This window comes from Acinetobacter sp. S54 (assembly GCF_016624945.1).
Lineage (GTDB): Bacteria > Pseudomonadota > Gammaproteobacteria > Pseudomonadales > Moraxellaceae > Acinetobacter.
On the sequence record NZ_JACVUI010000001.1, the window covers coordinates 202,815 to 228,090 of the forward strand.

18 protein-coding genes are annotated in these 25,276 nt (G+C 35.2%); 11 read left to right on the forward strand and 7 right to left on the reverse strand.

Annotated elements, in window-relative coordinates:
* The first annotated feature begins 707 nt into the window (after positions 1 to 707).
* From IAE20_RS00935 to IAE20_RS00980, 10 genes are all read left to right on the forward strand, one after another.
* Entirely contained in the window at positions 708 to 1,022 is a 315-nt protein-coding gene (locus tag IAE20_RS00935; RefSeq protein WP_200481980.1) for a hypothetical protein, read from the forward strand.
* 64 nt (positions 1,023 to 1,086) lie between these two features.
* Positions 1,087 to 2,142, forward strand: a complete 1,056-nt coding sequence (locus IAE20_RS00940; RefSeq protein ID WP_200481979.1) for a DUF932 domain-containing protein — start codon at positions 1,087 to 1,089, stop codon at positions 2,140 to 2,142.
* A 149-nt stretch (positions 2,143 to 2,291) separates the two neighbouring features.
* The gene (locus IAE20_RS00945; protein ID WP_200481978.1) at positions 2,292 to 3,434 is read left to right on the forward strand and encodes a YqaJ viral recombinase family protein; all 1,143 of its coding nucleotides are present in this window, start codon (positions 2,292 to 2,294) and stop codon (positions 3,432 to 3,434) included.
* Between the two features lie 150 nt (positions 3,435 to 3,584).
* The gene (locus IAE20_RS00950; RefSeq protein WP_200481977.1) at positions 3,585 to 4,481 is read left to right on the forward strand and encodes a hydrolase or metal-binding protein; all 897 of its coding nucleotides are present in this window, start codon (positions 3,585 to 3,587) and stop codon (positions 4,479 to 4,481) included.
* A gap of 88 nt (positions 4,482 to 4,569) precedes the next feature.
* Positions 4,570 to 4,803 (forward strand): helix-turn-helix transcriptional regulator, encoded by a 234-nt coding sequence (locus IAE20_RS00955; RefSeq protein WP_200481976.1) that lies wholly within the window; start codon positions 4,570 to 4,572, stop codon positions 4,801 to 4,803.
* A 3-nt stretch (positions 4,804 to 4,806) separates the two neighbouring features.
* Positions 4,807 to 5,097, forward strand: a complete 291-nt coding sequence (locus tag IAE20_RS00960) for a hypothetical protein (RefSeq protein ID WP_200481975.1) — start codon at positions 4,807 to 4,809, stop codon at positions 5,095 to 5,097.
* 242 nt (positions 5,098 to 5,339) lie between these two features.
* Positions 5,340 to 6,944: a DNA phosphorothioation-dependent restriction protein DptF gene (gene dptF, locus IAE20_RS00965; protein ID WP_200481974.1), complete on the forward strand. Its 1,605-nt coding sequence runs from the start codon at positions 5,340 to 5,342 to the stop codon at positions 6,942 to 6,944.
* A gap of 2 nt (positions 6,945 to 6,946) precedes the next feature.
* Entirely contained in the window at positions 6,947 to 8,248 is a 1,302-nt protein-coding gene (gene dptG, locus IAE20_RS00970) for a DNA phosphorothioation-dependent restriction protein DptG (protein WP_200481973.1), read from the forward strand.
* Positions 8,229 to 13,415 (forward strand): DNA phosphorothioation-dependent restriction protein DptH, encoded by a 5,187-nt coding sequence (gene dptH / locus IAE20_RS00975; protein ID WP_200481972.1) that lies wholly within the window; start codon positions 8,229 to 8,231, stop codon positions 13,413 to 13,415. Before dptG ends, dptH begins: the two co-directional genes overlap by 20 nt.
* A gap of 12 nt (positions 13,416 to 13,427) precedes the next feature.
* Positions 13,428 to 13,754 (forward strand): hypothetical protein, encoded by a 327-nt coding sequence (locus tag IAE20_RS00980; RefSeq protein WP_200481971.1) that lies wholly within the window; start codon positions 13,428 to 13,430, stop codon positions 13,752 to 13,754.
* Position 13,755: 1 nt separating this feature from the next.
* Here IAE20_RS00980 and IAE20_RS00985 read toward each other — a convergent pair whose 3' ends face one another.
* The 6 genes from IAE20_RS00985 to dndB form a co-directional block, all read right to left on the reverse strand.
* Positions 13,756 to 14,943: a DNA phosphorothioation-associated DGQHR protein 1 gene (locus tag IAE20_RS00985; protein WP_200481970.1), complete on the reverse strand. Its 1,188-nt coding sequence runs from the start codon at positions 14,941 to 14,943 to the stop codon at positions 13,756 to 13,758.
* Between the two features lie 9 nt (positions 14,944 to 14,952).
* Positions 14,953 to 15,720 carry a hypothetical protein gene (locus IAE20_RS00990; RefSeq protein ID WP_200481969.1) on the reverse strand — a complete coding sequence of 256 codons (768 nt, stop codon included), beginning with the start codon at positions 15,718 to 15,720 and terminating at the stop codon, positions 14,953 to 14,955.
* Positions 15,721 to 15,852: 132 nt separating this feature from the next.
* Positions 15,853 to 16,212: a DNA sulfur modification protein DndE gene (gene dndE / locus IAE20_RS00995; protein ID WP_200481968.1), complete on the reverse strand. Its 360-nt coding sequence runs from the start codon at positions 16,210 to 16,212 to the stop codon at positions 15,853 to 15,855.
* Positions 16,193 to 18,199 (reverse strand): DNA sulfur modification protein DndD, encoded by a 2,007-nt coding sequence (dndD, locus tag IAE20_RS01000; RefSeq protein ID WP_200481967.1) that lies wholly within the window; start codon positions 18,197 to 18,199, stop codon positions 16,193 to 16,195. The genes dndE and dndD overlap by 20 nt, the downstream gene beginning before the upstream one ends.
* The gene (gene dndC / locus IAE20_RS01005) at positions 18,196 to 19,689 is read right to left on the reverse strand and encodes a DNA phosphorothioation system sulfurtransferase DndC (protein ID WP_200481966.1); all 1,494 of its coding nucleotides are present in this window, start codon (positions 19,687 to 19,689) and stop codon (positions 18,196 to 18,198) included. The genes dndD and dndC overlap by 4 nt, the downstream gene beginning before the upstream one ends.
* Positions 19,689 to 20,804: a DNA sulfur modification protein DndB gene (dndB, locus tag IAE20_RS01010; RefSeq protein ID WP_200481965.1), complete on the reverse strand. Its 1,116-nt coding sequence runs from the start codon at positions 20,802 to 20,804 to the stop codon at positions 19,689 to 19,691. The genes dndC and dndB overlap by 1 nt, the downstream gene beginning before the upstream one ends.
* Before the next feature lie 483 nt (positions 20,805 to 21,287).
* Here dndB and IAE20_RS01015 point away from each other — a divergent pair, with 483 nt between their 5' ends.
* On the forward strand, positions 21,288 to 23,936 hold the full coding sequence (locus tag IAE20_RS01015; protein WP_200481964.1) for a type I restriction enzyme HsdR N-terminal domain-containing protein: 2,649 nt from the start codon (positions 21,288 to 21,290) through the stop codon (positions 23,934 to 23,936).
* Positions 23,937 to 23,959: 23 nt separating this feature from the next.
* Here IAE20_RS01015 and IAE20_RS01020 read toward each other — a convergent pair whose 3' ends face one another.
* Positions 23,960 to 25,129, reverse strand: coding sequence for a tyrosine-type recombinase/integrase (locus IAE20_RS01020; RefSeq protein WP_200481963.1), 1,170 nt, complete (start codon positions 25,127 to 25,129; stop codon positions 23,960 to 23,962).
* Positions 25,130 to 25,276 lie beyond the last annotated feature (147 nt).

The following is a 25,276-nucleotide window of genomic DNA, read 5'->3' on the forward strand; positions in this document are numbered from 1 at the left end:
AATAAAATAAAGCCTGGCCCAAGAGCCACCACGACGATGACAAGCAAAATAAGCTGTGCGATGAATTTCATGATTTTTATCCAGCACAAAACACCACTGACCAAAATGGATGCAGTAGTTGATGAATGCCTTGAATTAATCAGGACACAGCGCAAGCGTGTGATAAATGAATCGGAATGAAATGCCTTGAAGGCTTAGAACGTGCAGGGGAATAAAGCAGAGTAAAATGTGTCATGGTTGACTCCTGTATGTATAAGAAGTTCTACCGCATCACTGCTAAATAATGGTGGCAGAACGAAAAGGGGTTAGCAGACTGGACATACAGAACCAGCACGCGCGAACGCGTCCCCCTCCCGTTCTACCGCAAAGGGGGACGAGAAGGTTTTTACGCATACGGAGAATACTCAGAAGAATAAACTCTGATGCGCTGTATGAAACGGTCTGCTAAAACCGACTGACAATGTAGGTCAGCCCTTGCATCATAATCGCTGCTAAAAAACAGGTCAATTGATCTGTTTAAGCATCATTCAAAATTGCCTAAAACTGATGTTAAAAAACGCATTCTAAAAAAATACAAATACATAGCATCTAATTGAGAACGGTGTTTCTCCATTTGAGATCGCACCAAGACATGCTTCAGCTACATCGCAATCATTTTGCCTGCTTCCCCAGCAGGCTTTTTTTATTCATTTACAGGAAATACCACAATGAGTTTGCCATGTCCTTATTGCCAGTCTAGAGAGACGGTACAACTGCAATCCCCCCAACATTTACCCAGTCCACCCAATAACCCTATTTCCAATAGTGTGATGTCACCGATGGCACTTGCCACATTAGGCGTGAGTGTTTCTAAAAGCCTGAATATTCCTCCGATTGCAGGCGCAATCGTTGGGGTACTGATCGGCGGTATCTGGATGTTGATCACTGAAGATGAACAGCAACAGCCATTACAACCCATTTCACGTAGGCAGTATTACTGCAATCACTGTGACCGCAGCTTTAGCCCAAATTTACGCAATTAAGCATTCAGCAAAATTCAAATCCAACGCTTTTACCCATTTTAAAATTAATACAGGAATTATTCTTATGGCACATTTAGTTGAAACAATGGTATTCACAGGACAGACCCCTTGGCATGGTCTGGGTAATGAACTCACACCCAACCAACCGATCGAAGTCTGGGCAGAGCAGGCAGGCATGGATTGGCGGATTGAATCCTCGGATGTTAGTTACATGGCACAGAATGAAAAGGGGCAGAGCATCATCATGCCATTTGAGGAACAAAGAGTGCTTTACCGTTCTGATACTCATGCACCGTTATCGGTGGTCAGCCAACGCTTTCAGGAAGTGCAACCTATGGAAATCCTACACTTCTACAAAGATTTAACTGAACAATCGGGCTTTGAACTGGAAACCGCAGGCGTACTCAAAGGCGGCAAGAAATTCTGGGCACTGGCACGAACAGGACAAAGCTCAGCACTCAAAGGCAAGGATGTCAGCAACGGCTATATTTTATTGGCAACCGCTTGTGATGGCACACTGGCAACGACAGCTCAATTCACTTCTATTCGAGTGGTGTGTAACAACACTTTGGCGATTGCGCTCAAAGGACAAAACAGCAGTGCAGGTGTGGTTAAAGTGCCGCACAGTACCAAATTCAATGCTGAAAAAGTCAAGCAGCAACTTGGTATTTCAGTTCGTGCATGGGATGAACATATGTATGAAATGAAACAACTCAGTCAGCGTAAAGTGACTCAACAGGAAGCGGCAGCTTACTTTGATGCAGTGTTTAACAACACTAGCCTGAGTATGGCTGAGCAGGATGAAAGCATCATTCAGTTCTATCGAAATGCAGCCATGCCGAATCAAGGTATCAATACAATAACCAAAGCGGACAATAAAACCGAACCGAATGGACGAGCCATGTCGAAAGTCATGACCATGTTTAACGGACATGGACGTGGGGCAGAGCTCAGTTCAGCCAAAGATACGGCGTATGGTTTACTGTGTGCCATTACCGAGTTCACAGATCATGAACGCCGAGCCATGAGCACTGATCATCGACTTGATTCAGCGTGGTTTGGTGCAGGCGCAGTGATCAAGCAACGGGGACTGGAACAAGCACTTCGAATGATTGCCTAAATTCAGTTTCAGTTAAGCCTGCTCCATTAGCCTAAGCAAACTGTAACACCGTACAAGCACAGCAACACCTTTAGCCGCACCCTCAGATGCGGCTTTTTTTATGCCCAAAATTCAGCTTTTACGATTTTACCCAGATAGGAATATTTCTAATGAATAGCCATACTCAAATTCAAAATACCTTAAATCATCCACCGTTACAGCCGTATTCCCCCAACCTGAATCCAACCACTCAAAATTCACTGACTCAACAGGTTGAAGTCGGAACTCGAACCAAACGAGATCGACCGAATACACAACCACGAAAAACCAAAGCACCCACAGCCAAACGCCTTGCCAATACCAAACAGATGAATTACCAACAATGGCTAGAAGTCCGCAAACAGGGCATTGGCAGTAGTGATGCCGCTACCGCATGTGGACTGAATCCCTATATGTCGATGCTGGAACTGTGGATGATCAAGACAGGGCGGATGCAACAAAATATTGAGGACGAAAGTGCAGGCTATGCACCCTTGTATTGGGGCAAACAGCTTGAACCCTTAGTCGCTGAATACTACAGCATGCACACCAATCACAAAGTCCGTCGGGTTAATGCTGTACTTCAGCATCCTGATGAAGACAAGCATTTTATGCTTGCCAATTTGGACTATACCGTAGTGGGTAATGATGAAGTACAAATCTTGGAATGTAAAACCGTTGGGGAATATGGCGCAAAACTCTGGCGAGATGGCGTACCACTGTATGTCCTCTGCCAAGTCCAGCATCAATTGGCGGTGACAGGCAAACAAGCCGCACATATCTGTGCCTTGATCTGTGGGCATGAAAGCAAAATCTATAAAGTGACACGCAACGAAACCGTGATCCAGCACATCATTAATGCTGAACGACACTTCTGGCAATGTGTGGAATCGGATATTCCACCCAGTGTCGATGCTTCTGATTCAGCAGCCAAAGCCCTGCAACAACTTTACCCAGAGCAACTGCCATTAACAGTGGAAGATCTGACTCAAAATGAACAAGCCAACTACTTATTTAATCAACTGTTAGAGGAGCGACATAAAGTTGAACAGCACCAGCAGTATTTTGATGAACTCAAACATCAATTACAAATGATGATGAAAGATGCAGAGCGAGCAGTGTTTACAGGTGGGTCGGTGACATGGAAGAAATCACAGGATTCCATCAGCCTAGACAGTAAATCCTTACTTAAACAGTATCCTGAATATCTACAGCAGTTTCCACAGACCAAAGCAGGAACACGAAGATTTCAGATTTACCCGAATGGTGGATAAGGCAGCTACGCAGATCCAGCATTTATTTCTTCAACAAACGTATCAAATCAACCAATACCCAAACCAACCGATCCCGTACCCCAACAGGTATGGGATTTTTTATGCCCAAAATTTATTGATTCAAATTTAAACATCATAGAGGACATCACCATGATTAAAGGTTTAGCCATTACACCACCTGTACTCGGTCGTATCAGTATCGGCAAAATTGTAGAAAAGAACGGTAAACGTCTGCCTGAAAAAGATGACCAATTTACCATTACCAGCCAAATCCAGAATAAGGATGGCTGGGTGAAACACCCCTTGGATGAACAGTTACGTGCCAAAGCACAAAACCAGAAACTCAGAACCATTCCAGTACGCATGATCTTTAATGATCCTGAACTGAATCTACGGGCAGAGTACAGCCTGTTTGACCGACAAACAGGACGCCTAATCTGCTCAGGCAATGGCGAAACTTCTCAGCGATTGGGACAAAATGGGATTGAACAACATCCATGCCCATCACCTGATTTATGCCCTTTGGCACAAGGTGGACTGTGCAAGCCTTACGGCAGATTGTATGTCAATCTGGATGAATCGGATGAGTTTGGCACATTCATCTTTAGAACCACAGGCTTTAATAGCATCCGCACTTTGGCAGCACGGCTTCGTTACTACCATGCAGCATCGGGTGATCTACTGTCATGTCTACCTTTGCAACTCACTCTTAGAGGTAAAAGTACCACTCAAAGTTATCGTACCCCGATCTACTACGTGGATTTAACTTTACGTGATGGCACAAACCTAAAAGATGCGATTAGCTCAGCCAAACAGATGGATGAACAGAGCAAGGCAGCAGGATTTTATCAGGAGGCGTTGGACCATGTGGCACGACAAGGTTATGGAAATGCTAGTTTTGAGGTAGGTGGGGAAGAGGGGCTGGATATTGTTGAGGAGTTTTACCCGGAGGAATCGAAATCAGAGCAGCATCAGCAGACTAATGAATTGACTCATGTACATGATATTCAGAAAGGGTTGCAGCAATCGGTTCAGGCTTTGAATTGATTAGGTGGAAGCAGGACGTTTTTTCTTACGGCGAGCTCTATTATTTGAGCGAAATTGCGCTCGCATCATTGATTGGGAGAAAAACATCATGAATGCGTTCACAGGTCAAACTTTTCAGATGAATCAAATCATTAACATCAAACATGTTGTTGAATTTACTGCTCTGAGCAAATCAAAAATCTATGAGATGATAAATAAGAAATCAAAGTATTACGATCCGACATTTCCTCAGCCTATACGGTTAACAGAGATGCGTATTGGTTGGTCTGCTTGGGAAATCCATCAGTGGATTGAGTCTAAGATGGAACAAAGGGAAGAGTGATTTATGGTTGAAAATAATCTGAATGATGAAGTGATAAAAATTTTCATTGAAAGTAGGTTGGTGAAATATGAGAATTTTAATCTAGTGCAAGGCTCTATAGGCAGATCATTTAATAGGTATGATGTAGTTTTTAGATTAAATGAACGGCATTTAGAACTAGTCTCAATTGAGGAAAATAAAGTATTAGAAAAGGTGCAGATAGTTGATATGGACGCTAGTGAGTGTATTGCATTTGCTAAGCAGGCTTATATGGTATTTCATCAAACTATTTGTGAAATCAAGAAAAGCCATTAGTAGCTTTCCAGATTAGTGACAAACTTAACCGAAGTTTGTCACTAATCTGACGAGAGCTTTTACTCTTTTATTTTTTGTTTTCGAGCCTAACTTATAAAAAATTAGTATCTGTGAGCTAAGGGAACAGAGGTAAACTGACCATAAAGCAAAGATTATTAACTCATCATCTGTGTGGTTTTGTGGTAGATTAAATAAATTTAGAATATTAAATTAATATTAATCAACAGTATGGTGAGGGTGTTATGCAGTTTATTAATGCATTAGGTGTATTATCAAAATCTTCATCATATGCGGTTACAACAGAAAATGAACTTGATGAGAACTTAACCACAGTAAAAGAAAGTTTATATGTTGCTATGCCCATTGAACACGATGTCATGGAGTTGTTGGCAGGAATAACAGAAAAGTCAAAAAAAGTTATTTTTCTTTGTGGAAGTAGTGGGGATGGTAAATCCGAATTATTAGTGCGAGCTAAGCAGCAGTATGACAGCCCCTATATTAAGTTCCATTTAGATGCTACACATAGTTTTGAGCCACACGATACAGCTATTGTTACTTTAGACAAAATTTTTAGTGAGTTTGAAGAGGGGAATCATTCTTTAGTCATCGGAATAAATATTGGGATGCTAGGAAACTATGCTGAAGAAGCACAAAATCCTTCAATTAGGCAAAAGCTGAAAAAATACTTAGAGTGTCAAGAAAGCTCAGAGGACTTTAATTTTATTAATTTTGAGAACTATCCAAAATTTGAAATTACTAAGGATGGTTATGATAGTGAGTTCCTGCTACAGATTCTTCATCGAATAACTTCACCTACATCTGAACTTTATAGATTATTCGAGAGAGAGGAATTTGAAGGATTAAGTGGTCCTGACTTTTTAAATTTTGTAAATTACAAGTTGCTTTGTAATATACAAATACAACGAGTATTAGTTGAGCTATTACTGAAAATTAGATTATTCCGAAATCAGTTTATTACTGCCAGAACATTTTTAGATTTAATTTATGAGCTTGTAGCAGGGAAAGACTATCTTTTTAATAATATATTCAGTTGCAGTGATAATGAAATTTTAGAAAAAGCTATTGAATTTGATCCATCTAGATTGAGAACCAAGACAATTGATCGTTTCGTAATTGCATATGAATTAAGCGGCCTCTCTGACGACTTTCAAGTATTCTGTGAACAAATTTTATCAGAGTTAATGATTAAAAATTTAAATAGCTCTAGTTCATATATAAGACTATTTTACTTATTGAAATTTATAGACTTAGGTAATAATTTTCACAAGAAATTTGAGGAAGATTTTACAGAAAATTTATTGTTGAGTTATTTAGATATTTATAGGAATCATAAATACTATGATCCAGCTAAGTCTAAACAAGTTTTAAGAAATTTCTATAATAAAGAACTATTTAGTGCTTTAAGAAGTTATATAAATAAGAAAGCCCCATATTTGGAAGATGATCAATTTTTAATGACTGAATATGATAATTATCAAGTAATTTCACACCTCAAACTCACTCCTGATTTTTCGGCAATAGAAAACACCCAACAAAAAAAGGGAAGTGGGAGCTTCAATGTCTATATTAAAATTAAAGATTTTTCAGAAGAAAAGAGAGACCTAAGAGATAGTTTTTCTATAGATATCAATTTGTATGAGCTATTAAATAAATTAAGATCAGGATATAGGCCAAACAAGAATGATAGAAGTGTAGTAGTTGTTCTGAATGAAATTGTAAATAGATTAATAAACTTTGCACATAAATCTAGTCGAATTAATTTTAAAAGTAGTTCGAATGAAATTAAATTTATTTTAGAAGATAATTGTATTGAGGTTGGGGGCTGAGGATGAGCTTAATTAATAACTTAAAGCCAGCTAGTAATAGTATGGCAACATTTTATCCTATCAGTACTAACGAGAATAGTAATGACTTCAATTGGGATACTGTAACTAATCTATTTTTAAAAGAACTTTATGGGTTAGTCTCAGAAAATAAAATAGAAACTGAATTGAAAATATTTCATCAGGAGTTTGAAGAAAAGTTTAAACATCAAGTATCTGATAGGCAGGCTTGGCAAGTTATTGAAAATATTTATTTTTTAAACAAAAGTGTTGCTAAGATATCTCCTAAATTGCGTATTTTTTCATTATCGGATGATACCCATAACTTATCAGCTGAGAGAAGAATAGTTAGCCTTCTTAAAACCTTACTAAAAAGAGGTTATGTCTATCAAGATGACGTAAATAACTTAAATTTTATAGAACAACTAATTTTTGAATCATTTGAGAAAATGTTTCCCAGCAATGCATTAGATATTTCGGGGATTAACTCCTATTTGCCTAAGCTATCAACTATTTTTTCAGAAGATTTAATTTTTTTAACTACTAACTCAAAATATTTTTTAGAAAATATTCAATTGTTTATAGAGATTTATATCTGTATCTATACAGCTCAACTATCTATAGTTATAAATAGTTGGAGAGAAGCCAAAGAGCCCGAAATTAAAGATTGTTATTTCATTTTGGATACCGAAAGGGCTAGTCGGGAACGTGTATCATTACAACGAAGTGGTTACAAATTGGTGGAGAAAGGGCTCGAATCAATATTTCCTATACTTGCATTAACTGAAAGCTTACAGAGTAATGTGGAACAAAAAGTCCCTTTATGGCAACTAAGAACAACTTTAACAGATCAAGACATTGAACCCTTAAAAAAATATTGCCAAGACTTTTCTAAAGATCGTGGTCTACCAATTTCTGATAGCGATTTATTTGATTTATCATCAATTTTAGATGAATTACAGCGGTTATATAAAGCGCAATTCGCGAAAGGGGAAACACGAGCAAGCCGCAATGTTAATGTTGTACGAGCAATAAAAAATATAATTCTTAAACCTTTTACGCAATCTAGAGGAAGTGCGGGAACAGTATTTGTTCTTACTCAAGAATATTTATTGTTGTTGACTAATTTAGTAATTGGTAAAAGAGAAAAGCTTCGATTATATGAAGTCATTAAAGAGCTAGAGCTACGAGGAATATTTTTTGATAAGGAAAGTAGGAAAGCCTTAGTTGAGTTTTATGAACGCTTAGGTAATGTAGAAAAAATGAGTGATAGTGGGGATGCAATCTATGTCAAAAAAACAATATGAAGATTTTTTAGTTGAACTCTTTTTTGACTGGGCTGAAAGTCATTTGAAAATAGGTGAAAAATTACACTTTAAATCTCCAGATGATAATAACAGCTCAAAGCTGTTTAAGGCATTCCAGCGAAAAGCTATTTCTTCTTTTTTACTTGGAAGTTATAGTCTTTATTATTTTACATTAAATGGTTACAAAGTCATTCCTGTACTTCATTCAGACCTTGATATTGGTTATTCTGAAAATTATATCTCTCGTCTAAGAGATTTAGTTTCAAGCCAAATAGGGGATTTCAAAGATTCTATCTTACTTATTATTCATAACTCTTCTCTAGATACATTGAATAATTCCTCCAGAGACTTGACATTAACGGATAATATTTGGAATCCAAAGAAAATTTATCAATCTTTGATGAATTTTATTGATGAAAGTCCTTTTAAAGACCATCAAATTTCTAAACAACTTTTGAAACATCAGTTTGAACTTATTCTTGCTGATGGCGCAACGATGTTCGGCTTTAGGGAGCTCTTTAATGCTGTTCAAGATGGAAAAATTGAATTTAATGAGCTTGGTTATTTAAATGATTCTGCATTAGAAAGCTGGAGCGGGTCTAATATAAGCCAAATTGAGAAGCGGTTAGGGGAAAATAAAAGATTAAAAGATGATATTGAATATATAGTTGAGCAATTTCCAACTGAATATGTTGAAAAATTAGTTGATTTAGATTTTAGTGAAAAATTTATTGAGAAGTATTTTGATAAAAATGACCTAGAATCATGGAGAAAAAATTTAGACTTCGGTGAGTGTCAGCAAGAACGAGAAAGAAATTCCATTGATTTCATTGAACTCTCAGAATTAACTACTTCTGTTGAAAAGTTTTATCATAGAACTAGAGGTGATGGTTCTCAGAAAGGAAGTGCTGCTGTTCGTGATCATCATTTAATCTTAGAGGTCTCACCATTTACTTCCCTAATTAACATAGATATTTCGTTTGTAAAAGGTCAGTTGGCTGAGGGTGATTTTAAATCAACAAGAAAATTTAAAAAGTCTGCTGGTTTTAAAATTAATAATAGATCTAGTAAAAAAACTATATTAGAAGTAGAGATGGAGTTTGATGGAGAAATTAAGTATTTAGATTTTGAGATAAAAAGATCTAAACCAAAAGAATGTTTTAAATTTAAAATTCTCTTAATTCCTGAAAATATTTTCCCAATTGATTCTTTTGCAAATAAGTTTTTACTAGCGCCATCTAAAGAACAGTTGGTACTTGAAACAGATCAATCTGATTTTATTTTTAATAGTGATATAGACTCTATTTATACCTTAGATAAATGTGATGAAATTGTTGATATTAATGATTTTGGAGCTGTAGATTTTGATAGGCTACTCAATACAGAAGAACAAGTTAATTTTAGTCTTAGAAATGGGAATAAAACTTTAAATTTTGAAGTTCAGGGTATTTTATCTGTTTCGAGTTTGAGCTTACCACTAATCTTTAATATTGAAGCTTATCAACATTTTTTTAATGACCAAGTCTTTGGTGTTTATAATACAAGAAATTTACGGATTTCAATCTTGGGGCGAGAATACAAGATTAAAAATGAGTATAAAAAGTTACTTGATTTGGAAGTTAATCTAATAGAAAAGAAAATAATTTCTAATAAAACTGCTTTTGGATATGAAATTACTGTTGATGATATTGTTTTAAGTTATCCTATCTTAGGAGATGCTTATGCGAAATTGTATAGCTATCTAGAACAACGAAATACAGTAATAAGTTTGGTTTCATGGGGAGTTGAATTTACGAGTATAGTTGAATCTATAGTCAATGAATATGTGAAACTTATACATGAAATTCCTACAAAAAGGATGCTCTCTTCTGATGCTAAGATGTTGGTTAATATTGGTTTTTTTAGATTGGATGGGTGTGAATATATAAGTCCTATCCATCCACTAAATCTCTCATATTTTTTAAATTTAATAAAAACATGCCGTGAAGATAAAACAAACTCTTTTGAAACATTACATGCAACTACTCTTCGAAGGCTTAATGCTGAAGGCTTGTTGCCTTTTAATTGGCATATTGATCATGAATTTAGTTATAGTCAGGTCTTAATCGAGCATCCTATGTGGATTAAGGTAATACCCAAAAAGTTGACAAAGCTAGACTATATTAAACCTTTGGTTCGACAAAAAACTAATGAATTTATTGAAGCTTTTAAAATTTTGTTTAATCAAGGTGAAAGAGATACTTTATTAATAAACTCAATCCATAATGAATTTAATCAAGAGCTATTCCTTGGTTTAGTTGAATTTGTTCAGAGAGTCAAAGCCCAAGATGTTCCAAAAATTCACGTCAATTTATATGATGATGAGTTGGTTAATACCTACTTTGACGTAGTGGCTGATGCCACAAGCCAAACTGATCTGAAAAAACTATGTAAGTTATCGATAAAAGATCAAAATTCAGATCAAGTCGCGGATCTCATTCGTAGAAGAATTACATATAGTAAATTTGAAATTACGAGTGAGATGAAGTTTAAATATGCTCATCTAACTTTTATTCGAAATAATACTCCTGTTGAAGTTGCAAATGTTGATTTAAAGGCTGAAAAGACAGGAATTGCTTGTAGAGGGTTACTTGCTGGAGAGACATCTTATCATCAAGAAAACACTTACTTTACAACAGCAGGATTGAAGGGTTTACCTCATCACAATAATCCTGCAATTCAGATTGTGCAACGTTATAGTGCGCTGAGTCATGCGGCTTGGAAGAATCAAAATTTCTATGAATCAAATGGCTTATCTTTAAAAGTATCTAATAAGCTACAGCTTCTTCTTGATAGTGCGTATGAAGACAGCTTATGGACGGTTATTATTGATCCAAAGGTAACGTTAGATTTTTTTAAAGCTCAGCAAGATGTTGTATTAATTCATTACTCTGATAATTATACCAATTCAGCAAATTATGATGCGATTACGGTAACTAAGCGTAGAGATCTTTATGATCAAATTCTTAGTCAAGGCGAACCTGGGAGAATTGATGAATTCAATGCTTTTAATGGTGAATGGTTATTAAAAATGTTAACTATGCAGGAAAAAGATAGACGCGAAAAGAAAAGCATTATTGCTGCATATAAGTATATAAATTGCCTCCTTTTTGATGGTGATATTATTTGGGTGCCTTTAAGTGTAGCTGAGATGATTCGAGTATCAGGCAACATTGGGTTGAAAATGGGGGAGTCTGATTTTAGTACATATTGTCAGGGTAAAAAGTATGGTGTGATTTCAGATGATGTTCTATTTGTTGGTTTTAAAAATGGACGGATGTATCTACTTCCATTAGAAGTTAAAGTTGGACAAAAACAGAAACATGATAAAGGTATTCTACAAGCTAAAAAATTAAAGCAATACTTAGAGGCTTGTTTATTTGGAAAAAGAGATTTAGCAGGGCATTTATATAGAGGTTTATTTATTAGACAAATCATGATGCAGGTAGAAAAATATCAACTATATCAGACCTATCCTGAAAATTATTTTGATCAATTATTGAAAGAACGTGAGTGGTGGTTGCAGGGGGATTATCAATTAGCAAATATTCAGAATTATCCAAAAGGGTTTGTGCTTGCATTTATTGAAAGTAATACTTTCTTCCAAGAAAAATTTACTTTGGACGAGGATATTCTTGTTATTAAGCTACCAGGTGCTTGCCAGAATCAATTTATCTCTAAGCCTTTGAACGAGCTAGTGGCGTATTGCGAGAGTAAGAGTTTAGTTCATATTCCTGAGAGTTTTATCTTAAAAGGTGAAACTACTTTTACTGATATAGAAATCATAGAAGAGTCGGATGCAAAGATCTTTGAAGAATTAAATTATATTGAAGGAGTAGAAGATCAGGCTTCATTCCAAAATGAAAGTAGTCACAATCAGTTTGACTTGTTCTCTAGTTTAGAAGAGCCTGAGGCAACTGAGGCAACTGAGGCAACTGAGGCAACTGAGGCAACTGAGGAGATTGTACCAATACTTGTTAAAAGTAATGAGCCATTGCGTGTGCTTTTAGGGGAAAATACTTTTACAAGTGAACAGCTATATTGGGAACCAACTAATACAGCTAAATTCATGAATACTAATACAGGTATCATCGGTACTATGGGGACGGGTAAAACACAATTTACGAAATCACTCATTACTCAGCTGATACAGAATCAAGATAAGAATGTAAATTCTGCCCCTATAGGTATCTTGATCTTCGATTATAAGTCTGATTATGTAGATGATCCATTCATAGAAATTAATTCAGTAAAAACTTATAAGCTTTATAAATTACCTTATAATCCGTTAAGTCTCTTTGGGGATACCCCAATGTTACCAGTGCATACTGCTCGTAGTTTTTCGGATACGATGGCAAAAGCATTTGGTCTGGGTGTTAAGCAGCAGGCAACATTAAGAAAATTAGTTTTAGATGCATATGAACAAGTAGGGATTGATAAAGCCGATTCCGCTACATGGCATTTACCAGCCCCAACGATCAAAGATATTTGGAATCTATTTGAGACAACTGAGCCATCTGTTGATTCATTATATGCTGCTCTTGAAAGTTTGAATGAATTAGAAATATTTGAGTCGAATAATCGTCAGTGTTCTAGCTTATACGACTTACTAGATGGTGTATTAGTGGTTGAGCTAGCTGGATATCCAGCTCAAGTCCAGAACCTTGTTGTTGCCTTGACTTTAGATTTGTTCTACTCGCAAATGCAGAAAAAGGGAAAACCTCAAGTTCAAGAAGACTATAGGCAGATCACTAAGATGATTCTTGTAGATGAAGCTGATAATTTTATGTCACAAGATTTTCCGAGTTTACGTAAGGTTCTTAAAGAAGGTCGCGAATATGGGGTGGGTATGGTCTTATCTACTCAAGATATTACACATTTTAAGACAGGGGAAAATAACTATTCAGCCTATATCTTGACTTGGGTGATTCATCGTGTAGCACAGATCAGTAACGGCGATATTAAAGCGATATTTAATATTGATGATAAATCTGAGCAAGAACATCTAATGGAAACTATTCGTAAGCTAAATAAGCATTACAGTCTATATATTGATGGGCATAAGAAGCTTGTGAAAATGAAAGACAAAGCTTTCTGGGAGTTATGTCAAGAAATTGAAGTTTCTTAATAGGTACGAAAAATGGGCCACGATGTATCTGTATTAAGTGAAGTTCAGTTACGTAAACAACAAATTTCTGCTGCTAAAAAAGCAGCAGAAATTGTTACATTACGTGAGTGGTATGATTCAACTGTACATGGATATGAGTTAGAAGAATATTTCAAGTATTTTTCTAATTTGGGACGATTAGGGAAAGAGCTTCATAAGCGTGGAGTAAAAAGAGTTACGGAACTTCATGAAGCTGATAATGGTATATTTGTAGAAGCGACTTTTATTCGTAGTGATTTAGATTTAGTAGGATCACTATGTGCTTTAGCATGCATATTTGAAAAGTTGAGAAAAGCCTGAGTTATTCAGGCTTTTCTTTGAGCCCAATAGCAATTTCTATTGCGTCTCGAATTTCTCTTCGACCAGATCCTGATGCATTTTTAAAATTTTCATCTGAAAAATTGATATTTCTAGCTTTTTCTAAGCGTTCTTCAAAATAGGCTACACTTATTCTTTTATCTCTAGAAAATGCATCTTGTGAAATTTTCTTAAGAATATCGAATTGAGCCTGAATACCGATTGTCTTAAGAATATACGATTCACTATCAGCATTGTCCCAAAATATATTTTTGCAGGCAGTCAGAAAATTAACTAATATTTTGTATAAGACACCATCATTTTGTTCGATATATAAGCTTCTTAAAGGAGATTTATCATCAGTTAAATCTGTTCTATTTGGCTTTCTTGATTCAAAAAGCTTATTTGAATCTTTTCTTGGATTTGTAGAGATTAATTTTAGAATCCCTTCAACAATAACTGCCGTTGATACTTTCCAATCAGTATTCCTAATACTATTTTCAAGCTCTTCCCCCATAATTGGTGCAATTTTAATATGAGATCTTAGAGGAGATTCAGGGTCTAAATTTAACTTTCTCGTTAAAAATACAGATAGTTTATCTGGTGACCAAATAGATGAGTCCTCATCATTAATATTGTAGCCGTACAACTCATACGTGAGACTTTTATCAACAGCACGTTGTGTAGAGTTAATAATTGCAAAAATTTGAGCTTGATATGGCTTTGGAAGATCTAAGTAAATTGAACAAAGCAATTCCATCTCAAGGCGAGATCGATCAGCTTTTGCAAAAGCAAATAAACGATGTTGACCATCTATAATAGCAGCTAATTTTTTCTGACTCGGTATAACTAAAAATAAACCTTGATCTTCTCGTATGATTTCCCATCTATCTGCATTGTCTAGATCATCGAGTGTATTTCCATTTTCTGTATAGTTTGCAGCTAATATGATAGAGTTTGGGAAAGCAGAATCTGTGCGATTAATATATTCACTAATTTGTTTTAAACGATCTTCTTTGATGACACGTTGAGTACCCTGTAACTTAATTAATCCATTTGAATCAATCTCTGCTCGCATTGAATCACTAAAAGATACTTCTAGTAAATACTTAGCTGGTATCGAGGTGCAATAGAAAGTGCCCATTGGTTGCTTGACTTCTAAAACAGGAAGTTTTTTTGGAAAGGATGTCATAATTTTTTCCTAGTAGTCTTTTAAGCCAGTCAAATCTGTTTTTAAAGGATCTTTTTGTGTGGGAGTTCTATCCTCATCACTAGTTGAAAATTGTTCCCCAATTCCAAAATTCTCTCCACCAAGAGGTGCGGTATTCATCATGGGTTCATCGAGAGTTTTATTAAATGCATTAATTAGCCATGCGATACTTAAACTAACCATTGTAAGAACTAAGCATAGAATAAAGTAGTTATATGATTTATTTGGATATTCAGATTGTGTATATGCAATACCAGCTGTAAAAAAATATACTAAAATGATTAGTATCCATGAACCAGATTTAATATTTTTAGGTATATCATCATCTAAAAAGACTTGTGAACTAATACCACCCAGTAATGTTGTGATATAAAATAATAAAGCTCCATTTAACTTTGAAAAATCAAGTGTTTTAATAGGGTGTTTTAACTTTTCAATTATAAGATCAATAACTTCTATCCAAACTCCTATACCTCCAAAGATGACAATACCAGTAATAAAGTAAGCCCAAAATTTAATACTAATTGTTTTTGAGAGAGAATGATGCCAAGAGTCTTTAAAAAAAGAGATAGCAGATTTTTCTTTATTGTCAATGTAGTTTTTAGGCAATAGAAAATAGAATATATTATTAATTATAATTGTAATCTTTTCTTTAATAAAAAGATAAGGGGTTTCAATAAGGTAAACCCAAAGAATCACAAAAATTTTGTCCCAGACTATATCAAGAAATGTATATAGCCAATTTTTTTTATTAGGCATAAAAATGTCATTTAAGTAGATCCATGTTGGTAAAATTATATAATTGAAAAAATTAATTTTCACTTTAAATTTTCCTATAGTGAAAGATTTTTTAAAGTATTAGGCAAGTCATCTGGACTTGCCTTTAGTTTTTTATAAATTAGCCAATAGACTTTCAGATGTTTTATAACGAACAGACATAGAGCCAACCCCTCTATGAATATGCCCACGCATTCGATCAAGAAGAACTTTATTCTCTAAAGGTTCTTTTTGATTGTCCTCTACATATCTAAGAAGTGATAAGAATAAATCTGTATTCTCACCTGTAAGTGTATAGGCATTAAATTCAGATCCATCTTCATTCGGTAAAGGAATATTACCTAAAGGTCCTTCTTCTAAAGACATCATAAGTGCAATACGGCAGAGTAGGTTGGGAGTTAAACTTGTACGTTGCTTAAGCATACGTAGGCGGGTAGTAGCCTCAGAGGAAATTTTAAGCTTGCTGTAATGCAATTCTCTTCTCCCTATTGGTACGTTTTAAGTCAGTGAAATAACCTGATAGTGCTTGTGTCGAAGCCAATTCATGATTGTATTCTAATAAGTAACTTTCAGAAATGAACTGATCTAACTGATTGACATATTGATCATCAATTTCCGTATCAGTTGATAGGATAATTACTTGATGGCTAACATGGGGAAAATATAGCTTCATTAAGTTATCACGATGTTCTCGATCTAAACGTCCTAATGGAGTATCTACAATCATGGGTAAATGACGACCGCTAGTTTTAGCTAATGCCCATAGCATTGCAATTGCATAAATCTGTTTTTCCCCAGCTGATAGCGCTGATTTTTCAATAGAATGCCCATTTTTTTTGATCAAGCATGTACTGAAATTTTTCGCATCAATATGAAGATCAGTAATAAAGTTCTTTTTGCGTAGAAGAGAGTTAAAAATTTCTACAAAGTTTTGACGAACTTGAATAATTTTTTGTTCAAGTAATGCAGTCTCAAAATCAATAAGTGCTTTAATACCTTTAGCTGCTAATGAGTTTTTATGGTTTTGAAGTTCAAAGTCAACCACAGCTTCGTTGGCTGATTTTAGGCTACGTTTTACCGTGACAATGTCCCAACTGAGTTTACGATATTCTTCATCTTTTTGATCCAGAATTACATCAAGTTCGCCTAATTTACGTTCTTTTTGCATTAATTCGTCTAAATAGGCATTTGAATCTTCAGCATTTTCTGCACGAGCAATAGAGAACTCTGTTGCCTCTTTCTCCTGATTTAGCTGTACAAAACGACTATAAAGCACCTGAACTTGTGTTTTGGTTTCTATTTCTAAGTCAATTAGTTTTGCCAAAGATTGTTTAGGCTTTGTTAGCTCATTAAATGCAATATGTGAGCTTATTTCTGACTGTGTATTAAAATAATTTTTGAGGAACTGATTCAGGTTTTCCCAGTGATCTTCTGTCCATAATTCTTCTTTTTGCACTGAGCTGTTTTGGAATGATGCCAAAGTTTGCTCAATAAGATGTCTACTTGCAGATTGATCAGCAGAAGAGGCTTCTAAATGTGTCATGAATTTGGAAATAAGTTTAGGTGCAAACAGGAACGGAAATAAGTTATTAGCCAAATTTGTAAGCTCTTGCTTACATAAATTAATTTCTTTATTCAGATGGGACAGTTTTGTTTTTAATTGATCATATTTCAATGCAATTGCACCGCCTTCTGATACAAATCGTAGTCTTTTTTGCTCAATATTTTTTAGTAAAGTTTGGTGTTCAAATTTAAGTTGAGCACATTCATTTTTTAAATTTACTTCTTGAGATGTAAGATGATCTAAACGTTGAGTAATAACCTCAATATCATTTTGATTAGCATCATTCAATTTATTGCGATTTAGATAAGAATGCAGATCTAGACGTAGTTTTTCAATTAGATCAATTCCAAGCAGGTTTTTAATTGCATCTGATAACATAGCATTAGTATCTTCAGCAATATCTTGAATTTTCTCACCATCAAAAAAGAAAAGCTGTGAAATACCAAATGGGATCAACTCTAATAGAAAGTTTTCCCATTCTTGCTCTGGTACAGAAGTAACAGTTTCCCCATTCTTTTTTAAATCTAGGCTTTCTCGCAATTGGTTATCTGAACCAATTGCCCATGAACGACATACAGTAAATTCAGCAGGAATACTTCCTTCCGTATAAATAAAATTAAGTTCAACTCTAGATGTACGTTCTGGATGGTTATGGTTTATCTTACTTAAAAGATATTGATGATACTCTTTTTGACTTATACCTAAACCAAGTGCACGTCTACCATAAAGAGCTAAACGGATCGAGTCTAAGAAAGTTGTCTTACCTGCACCATTTCGCCCCCCAATTAAGATAATAGGTTGATTAGTTGAGGTTGATGATTTCTTTGGCTCAAGTAAAAACTCTGTGCGCTGACCATATAAACCAATATTATCAAGTATCAATGATTTAATAATCATGGCTTAGCTCCAACATTATTTAATAAATCTAACTGCCCAGAAGAAACTTCTTCAGTAAATGAGGATTCATCATCATCTACTTCAATAATTTCATTAATGTCCTGCTGGGAATTACGGGCAGCTAGAATACTTGCTAAATCACGCCATTCTTCATTGAGTACTTTATTGAGTTGGTTATGGATGTTATGGCGTCTTTTAAGACCATGGGAGGCTTTTTCTACGCCAATTAATTTCACCATGAGCTCTGTAGGGATTTTATGTTCCTTACAAATCGCATCAAGTAGTGCAAAGTCTTGGGTATTGTATAAGACACTATCTTCAATCTGCCAATCTAGTTCAATACCTAAAGTTTCTTTAACGATTTGTGGAACAGAGTCAGCCCAGTCTCCACTTTCTGAACGCCATATTCTACGAATTTCATGTAGTTCTTCAGGATGGATGAGTATGGGAGCTTCGCCGATTGGAGCTTCTGCTTGAACTAGTTTTTGAACTTCTAAAAGTTTTCTTAGAAGTACTTTGCGGAATTCAAGTTTATACGGCCCTGGTACGAGTTTGCCATTTGCATGGTTAAAGGCAACTTGACCATTACGGCGTTTAAATTCTCGATAGATGAACTTTTTCTCTGGATTTTGAGTTGATGACAGTAAATCGCGATATTCAAGTAAAGGTTCTAGCCATTCTTCACCAGACTCAACCATGGCTTCCATTGATTTATCATGTTGAACAACAGTACATACCCAGCATCCAAAGCGTGAATTACCACAACTAGGTGTAGTCTTATCAACAACGAGAGGACATTCTCCTGCTTGAGCATTTCTATACATGGTGACAAGTTCACGATTATCATTATTCCAAGGTGACTTGTTCTGTAATAGATAGTTCCAAACATCATCTGTTGAAAAAGTTTCTATTGGTGCAAATACAAATGCATTAAGTAAAGACGAATGACGAGCTAATTTCGTACCTTTTATTTTGTGCATTGCAATGACTTGAGCACGTGTAGCGCTTTCTGAGGAACGAACACCTAATACAACTACAACTTCTCCAAACTCGGCAACACGTTGAGTAATGAACTCATTTGCGGGTTCAATTTTAAGACGCTCTGTACACCAACGGAATTTATTACTTGGTGCTGGATAGCCACGACCAAGAAGGTTCACCCAAAAAGAACGTTCTACGCGAGGACTTACTTTTTGGACTTGAAAAGGTAAGCCTAACTCATCTGATTTTTTTTGAATATTTTCCAGATTTTTATCGATATAACGGACTATAACAGGTGTTTCGACTAGCGTATCTGAACTAATTACATAAACAGGTTTTTGTCTTTGTTCTTTTGGAAGTATAGCTAAAGCATTCCAAACAAGTTGTAATGCGCAAGTTGAATCTTTACCACCTGAATATCCTACTACCCAAGGTCTTTGGTCAGATAAATAAACTTCTTGAATAGACTTATACATATCTTTAAGAGAGTTGGTCTCAAAAATACTCATTAGACTCTCTCTTCAATATGTGCGTGGCGACTTGCTTGTATCGCATCAATATGGATATCTTCGATTCTTTGTGATTCAGTGTTCAATGGTATCCCTAAAGTTCTCTGGATATGATTTGTAACTAATACAAGATTATTGCGTGATTTATTAATCTTACCCGCTACCAAAGCACGACCACCCCACAAGGCTAGATTTTTTCTAGACCAATCAATTAGCATTAACTGACTTAGACATGATTTCCAATTATCACTATGATTTTCTAGGAGAATATTACCTACTCGTGCAATAGCTTGTAGTGCTATGCCGTGAGCATGTATGTAATCTTGTCTTAACTGGAATGTGCTGCCGTTACCCTCGAGTAGATTTAACCAATCTGGCATGCATTGTATAACTTCTTGCCAGAATATGGTCGAAATCTTAATTTTTTCATCAGTTGAAATATCTGATTGCTTAAAATTTAATAATTCTTTAGTGGCATGATGTAATGAACTGAATGTAAAAAGTTTTGAAGAGCGGTGTGAAATGCTAGATTTTTCAAAGTCGGTATAGTCAGAAAAAAGGGGAATTCTATCAATCATTGATTTAGTGATATAGGTTTGTTCATCTCTGTGATTAAAAAGTAACTTTATTGATTGTGCTGGTCTTACAGCATGCATATTGAGGTCGGCAAACATTTGCTGAGAACGTTTTAGCCCCTTGTCTGCATAAATTACTACGGAAATAGTTTCATCACCAAGATAGGGGGTGACCTTTATAGCCTCCTCAATTGCAGCACGTCTATGTTGCCCATCATTTATAAGTACGGTAGCGTCCATAGAGATTTTAAGCTTACCCATATTGCTTGGTATGTTGGTTGGTTCAAACTTAACCTCACCATCAACACAAGCACATAATGAAGACATTATGTATTCCTCTGGATTTTCAGTGATATATCTGCTTATTTGAGGGATACGAGCTTTATTTAGGGTTCGTTGAGCTCGTAGAGGAGCAGGTAGTGACTCATCATCAAATTTAAAGAATTTAGGTACAAATTTGAGTGGCACCATAATGACATAAAATGCTGAACGTGCTTGTAACCCTTGCATTGCAGCGAATTCAAACCAATTGCCATCCATAATATTACAACTTTAATTGAAACCTAAACTCAAATGATCATATCACGGGACGTTTATCTTTTCTATTTGGACGTTTATTATTTTAAGTTTTATAGCTGGATCTGGCTAGAATGATTAATTTATATGAATGATAGAATACGTACTAGCGAACTAGAGGAAGTTCTCATTTAACTACCAGTTGATGTGATTAAATTTTTTGTTTGTTACGAGAGGATAAATAGTATTTCTGGTTGTTGGTAGAAATGGAGTTCTTCTAATTAATTGTTTTTAATATTATATTATTTACAGAGCATTCATTTATCTAATTTTCTTCTAAGGTAGCTAACCTCGTGGCTGTAGTCTTGACTCTTTGTATTTAATATTGGGGTCACTACAAATCTGAAGAATGGCTAAACTGTATGCTATCTAGCCATTGTGGAGTAGGATTCATTAAATTAGGGATTGTATTTTTAATATCTAAATATGCATGAGGATTTCAAATTTATGAGAAAGGTCATTAAAGAAAATTTGAACTGTCCGGGCAAAATTTTTTCAGAAGATGATGTAAGGTCAAAAATAGTTGTACCTTGGTTAATAGAGCGTGGCTTTAATTTAAATGATTTGTCAATTGAATTCTCATTTTCTATTCGTTTTGGGAGGTCTGTGGTTAAAGTAGAGGACGGAGAGTTAGTTAGGCAATTAAGGCCTATTAATAAACATGGAGATGTTAAATATTCTTATTTTCGACCAAGAGCAGATGTACTTGTTCGTAATTTAGAAGGGAAAAATCTGTTCATAATAGAGGTTAAAGGACCAAATGAACCTCTAGATAATGACGCTCGAGACCAAGGTATTTCATATGCCCGTTTGTTGAATGGGAACATTGCTCCATGTGTAGTTTTAACTAATGGAAAGCAAACAAAAATTTTTGATACATTCACAAAAATAGAGATAAAGGATTCTAAAATAATTTTAAATATAGGCTCTTATGTACAAAGTTTCAGAGTTGGTGAAGAGTATTTATCTTTACAGACAGAAGCTTTAGAGAGTCTTATTTCTCTTTCATCCGAAAACCTCATGTATTTCTGTGAAGTACAAACAGCTTTTCGCATGAGAGCCTTAAGAAGTGAAGATTTAAATTCAAATAAAAAATATATTCCTGCCTTATATGTTGAGCGAGAAAAAGCGCGAGAAAAATTACTGACCTTGATTGATGATAGAAGTAGAAGAGTGATTTTAGTCGTCGGAGCGCCTCAGATAGGCAAGACGAATTTTATTTGTCATATGGTTGAGGATAGACTGCAACAAGGTATGCCTTGCTTGTTTTATCCTACGATAGGATTAAAGCAAGGTTTGTTAAGTGAAATCGCTGAAGACTTTGGGTGGATTCTAAAAGATGGAAATAACACTTCTAGCTATATTTTTCAAAAATTAACAAATGTGCTGCGTAGAGGTAACAAGCGACTCCTTATTTTTATTGATGGTTGGAATGAGGCAAACATAAAATTAGCGAGAACAATAGATCAAGAAAGTGAAAGGTTAGCCTCTGATCATATTCAAATAATTATTACTCTCACTCACGTGGCGGCTAGCAGACTTTTGAGAGGGGAAGGAGGGAATCCATCTTTTATTTCAGAAGCGGCCTCAATTCCAGTAAGAGCTATTAATCTTATCGAAATTAGCCCAGAATACGCTGAGAGCTATCCTGAATGGAATGTAATTAATATAAAAAAATATTCCCCAAAAGAATATGAGGAAGCATATACGAAATATAGTTTCGCATATAATGTAAAAGTGCCAAATAGCCATCAAAGAGTTGATGATCCCTATACTCTCGGTGTCGCGATGAATTTATTTCAAAATGGAATTTTGCCTAATATTTTAGAAGAGCCAACTCTATTAGAACAGATTATTAAAGAAAAGATTAATCGAACTATTGGATTGGCAGAGCATAATATTCAACTGTGTTTAACTATATTGGCCAAAGAAATGTTTGAAAATGATGCGCCAGTTAAAACAGAAAGAGTTTCTAATCTTTGGAGCATTCCATTAATAGAGAAAATTCCTTCAGGCTTTTTTGATGCAGCTTTATTGTCGCAGGTAACAAATGAACTAAATTCTCCAGCTATAGATTTTTACTATGGAAAAGAGAGGGATTTTGTTATTTCTTACTGGGCTCAAGGTTGGTTTTATAAGCTTCAAAATAAGCAAGAAATTTCATATATTTTTGATACGGCTGTTCAGTCGAATGCGGGATTAGAAGCCTTAAGATGGTTTCTAAAACAAATTAAACATATAGAGGCTATACAGTTGCTAACTGGAAAGCTGCCTAAGTATGAAAGTCCCCAAATTCAGCGAATTTTATTATCTGCTCTTTTTGATATCTCAGTTAATCATTCAATAAAGAAAGAAGAGTGGTTGAGTTATGCAATAGATCAAGTATTCAATAATCAGGATAACTTGGTAAAAATAGAGGCTGTTAAGTTAATTTCTTTACTAACTGAGGATAGTGAGGAATTAATGTCAGTTTTGCCAGATGATAGTTCTTTAAAAAGTTTTATTAAAGCTATTCTTTCTGTAGGTGAGGAATACCCTCTAGAATCCAGAGCTACAGGTTCAGTTATACTTGGTGCATTACAATCATTACATTGGGATACACATGAAGGAGACCCTGTTGAGTCTATTGTTACAAGGGTTCTAATGGATTTGAATTCAAGTGAATCCAGTGTAATTAGAGAAAGTGCTGCTACTTGCTTAGGTTATGTTTCACCGTTTGCCTTGCTTAAAATCATTTTTCTTAAAATTCAAAGTGGTATATTGATTAATAAAAGTGAAATGATAAATGAATATAACCTAGGTTTAGAAAATGCTCATGCACAACTTAATGAATTGTACTATGGTCACATGTGCCCTGGTATTCTTGAAGGTATGAAAGAAGATGAAGAAATAGATGATTCATTAAAAAATGAGTATGAAAAAATGCATACATTGATGCAGCCAATAGTTTCTATCTTTCCTCAAACTCGGGCAATATTGGGTTTAATGGGAATTCTAGAAAGTCTAAGACCACAAAACTATAATGAGAAAAGTAGTCTTGACATTCCTTTTTTAGATACATATACGCTCCCATTACCATTTGATAATGAGTCATAAAGAGAATACATAAAGAGATATTTTTAATTCTTATTCCTCAATCCATCAATAAAATCAGACCAGTCCTGCATCATCTTGATACGGTAGTCTAGATGTAGAGCATGGTTATAAGCCTGAGATACGGCATTACCAACCGTATGAGCTAATTGGATTTCAATCGCATCGTGCATATATCCTTGTTCGTGTAGTGTTGTTGAGGCAAGCCCGCGGAAGCCATGACCAGTCATTTTCCCCATATAACCCATTGTTCGAATTGCACTTAAAAGAGCATTATTGCTTAAAGGTTTAGCTTTACTGTGATTATAGAAAACAAATTGCTTGTTACCTGTTATTGGTCTTAGTCCCTCAATGAATTCAACAGCTTGTCTCGATAAAGGAACAATATGAGGTAGAGCCATTTTCATTTTGTATGCAGGAATACGCCATAAATGATTATCAAAATCAATCTCATTCCATTCCATATTGATAAGTTCAGCAGTTCTTACAAATGTTAATGTCATTAGTTGTAATGCTGTTTTAACCAAGATACTGCCGTGATAACGATCCATACGCTCTAGAAACGGTGGAAACTCAGAAATATCCAAACGAGCCATATGTTTTACTTTACGCGGCTTTAATGCTTCTTGTAGGTGTGGGGTCGGATCATTCTCAATAATTCCTTTACGTATTGCATAGCGAAAAATTCGACCAGTCAAAGGAATAGAGCGCTTGGCCATTTCCAATGCACCACGCTCTTCAATTTTTTTGGCACAAGCTAATATGTCTTTCCCTTTAATTTGATCAATTGGCATGTCCCCTAGAGCAGGGAAGAGGTCTTTCTCAAAAACAGATAAATCACGTAAGTAAGTGCCTTCAGTAATTGCATCTTTACGGTCTTGCATCCATTGCATTGCTAGTATTTTAAAAAGTGTACTTTCTTCAGCCTGTAATTTTTTTTGTTTTTTTACTTCATTTGGATTAATGCCATCTTTTATTTGTAAGCGAGCTTCGTCACGAATTCTTCTTGCTTGAGCAAGTGTAGTCTCAGGATATGTACCAATACTAAAAATATTTTCTTTCCCATTCAGACGAAATTTCATACGCCAATGCATACCGCCAGAAGGTGTAACTTCTAAATACATGCCTTTTCCATCAGCATATTTGGTCTTTTTTTCTAATGGTTTGATTTTTCTGACTTGCGCATCTGTAAGCATTGTCGTTCATTCCGTAGAAATTTGGGGGTAAAAAAATAGGGGTAAATTATTTTACCCCCAGTTATACCCCCAACTATCTCAGGATTCAATAGTATTTATTGGAAAGCATAAGGAAATAAAAAAAGCTTAAACCCTTTAGATTTAAGC

What these genes read in the sequence shown, in the direction of transcription:
- dptH (WP_200481972.1), top strand. Translation starts at nt 8,229, where the DNA reads ATGTCAAAAAAACAATATGAAGATTTTTTAGTTGAACTCTTTTTTGAC.
- IAE20_RS00960 (WP_200481975.1), top strand. Translation starts at nt 4,807, where the DNA reads ATGGTTGAAAATAATCTGAATGATGAAGTGATAAAAATTTTCATTGAA.
- IAE20_RS00935 (WP_200481980.1), top strand. Translation starts at nt 708, where the DNA reads ATGAGTTTGCCATGTCCTTATTGCCAGTCTAGAGAGACGGTACAACTG.
- dndC (WP_200481966.1), bottom strand. Translation starts at nt 19,689, where the DNA reads ATGAGTATTTTTGAGACCAACTCTCTTAAAGATATGTATAAGTCTATT.
- dptG (WP_200481973.1), top strand. Translation starts at nt 6,947, where the DNA reads ATGAGCTTAATTAATAACTTAAAGCCAGCTAGTAATAGTATGGCAACA.
- IAE20_RS00985 (WP_200481970.1), bottom strand. Translation starts at nt 14,943, where the DNA reads ATGACATCCTTTCCAAAAAAACTTCCTGTTTTAGAAGTCAAGCAACCA.
- IAE20_RS00990 (WP_200481969.1), bottom strand. Translation starts at nt 15,720, where the DNA reads ATGCCTAATAAAAAAAATTGGCTATATACATTTCTTGATATAGTCTGG.
- IAE20_RS00945 (WP_200481978.1), top strand. Translation starts at nt 2,292, where the DNA reads ATGAATAGCCATACTCAAATTCAAAATACCTTAAATCATCCACCGTTA.
- IAE20_RS00955 (WP_200481976.1), top strand. Translation starts at nt 4,570, where the DNA reads ATGAATGCGTTCACAGGTCAAACTTTTCAGATGAATCAAATCATTAAC.
- IAE20_RS00940 (WP_200481979.1), top strand. Translation starts at nt 1,087, where the DNA reads ATGGCACATTTAGTTGAAACAATGGTATTCACAGGACAGACCCCTTGG.
- IAE20_RS00980 (WP_200481971.1), top strand. Translation starts at nt 13,428, where the DNA reads ATGGGCCACGATGTATCTGTATTAAGTGAAGTTCAGTTACGTAAACAA.
- IAE20_RS01015 (WP_200481964.1), top strand. Translation starts at nt 21,288, where the DNA reads ATGAGAAAGGTCATTAAAGAAAATTTGAACTGTCCGGGCAAAATTTTT.
- dptF (WP_200481974.1), top strand. Translation starts at nt 5,340, where the DNA reads ATGCAGTTTATTAATGCATTAGGTGTATTATCAAAATCTTCATCATAT.
- dndB (WP_200481965.1), bottom strand. Translation starts at nt 20,804, where the DNA reads ATGGATGGCAATTGGTTTGAATTCGCTGCAATGCAAGGGTTACAAGCA.
- IAE20_RS00950 (WP_200481977.1), top strand. Translation starts at nt 3,585, where the DNA reads ATGATTAAAGGTTTAGCCATTACACCACCTGTACTCGGTCGTATCAGT.
- dndD (WP_200481967.1), bottom strand. Translation starts at nt 18,199, where the DNA reads ATGATTATTAAATCATTGATACTTGATAATATTGGTTTATATGGTCAG.
- IAE20_RS01020 (WP_200481963.1), bottom strand. Translation starts at nt 25,129, where the DNA reads ATGCTTACAGATGCGCAAGTCAGAAAAATCAAACCATTAGAAAAAAAG.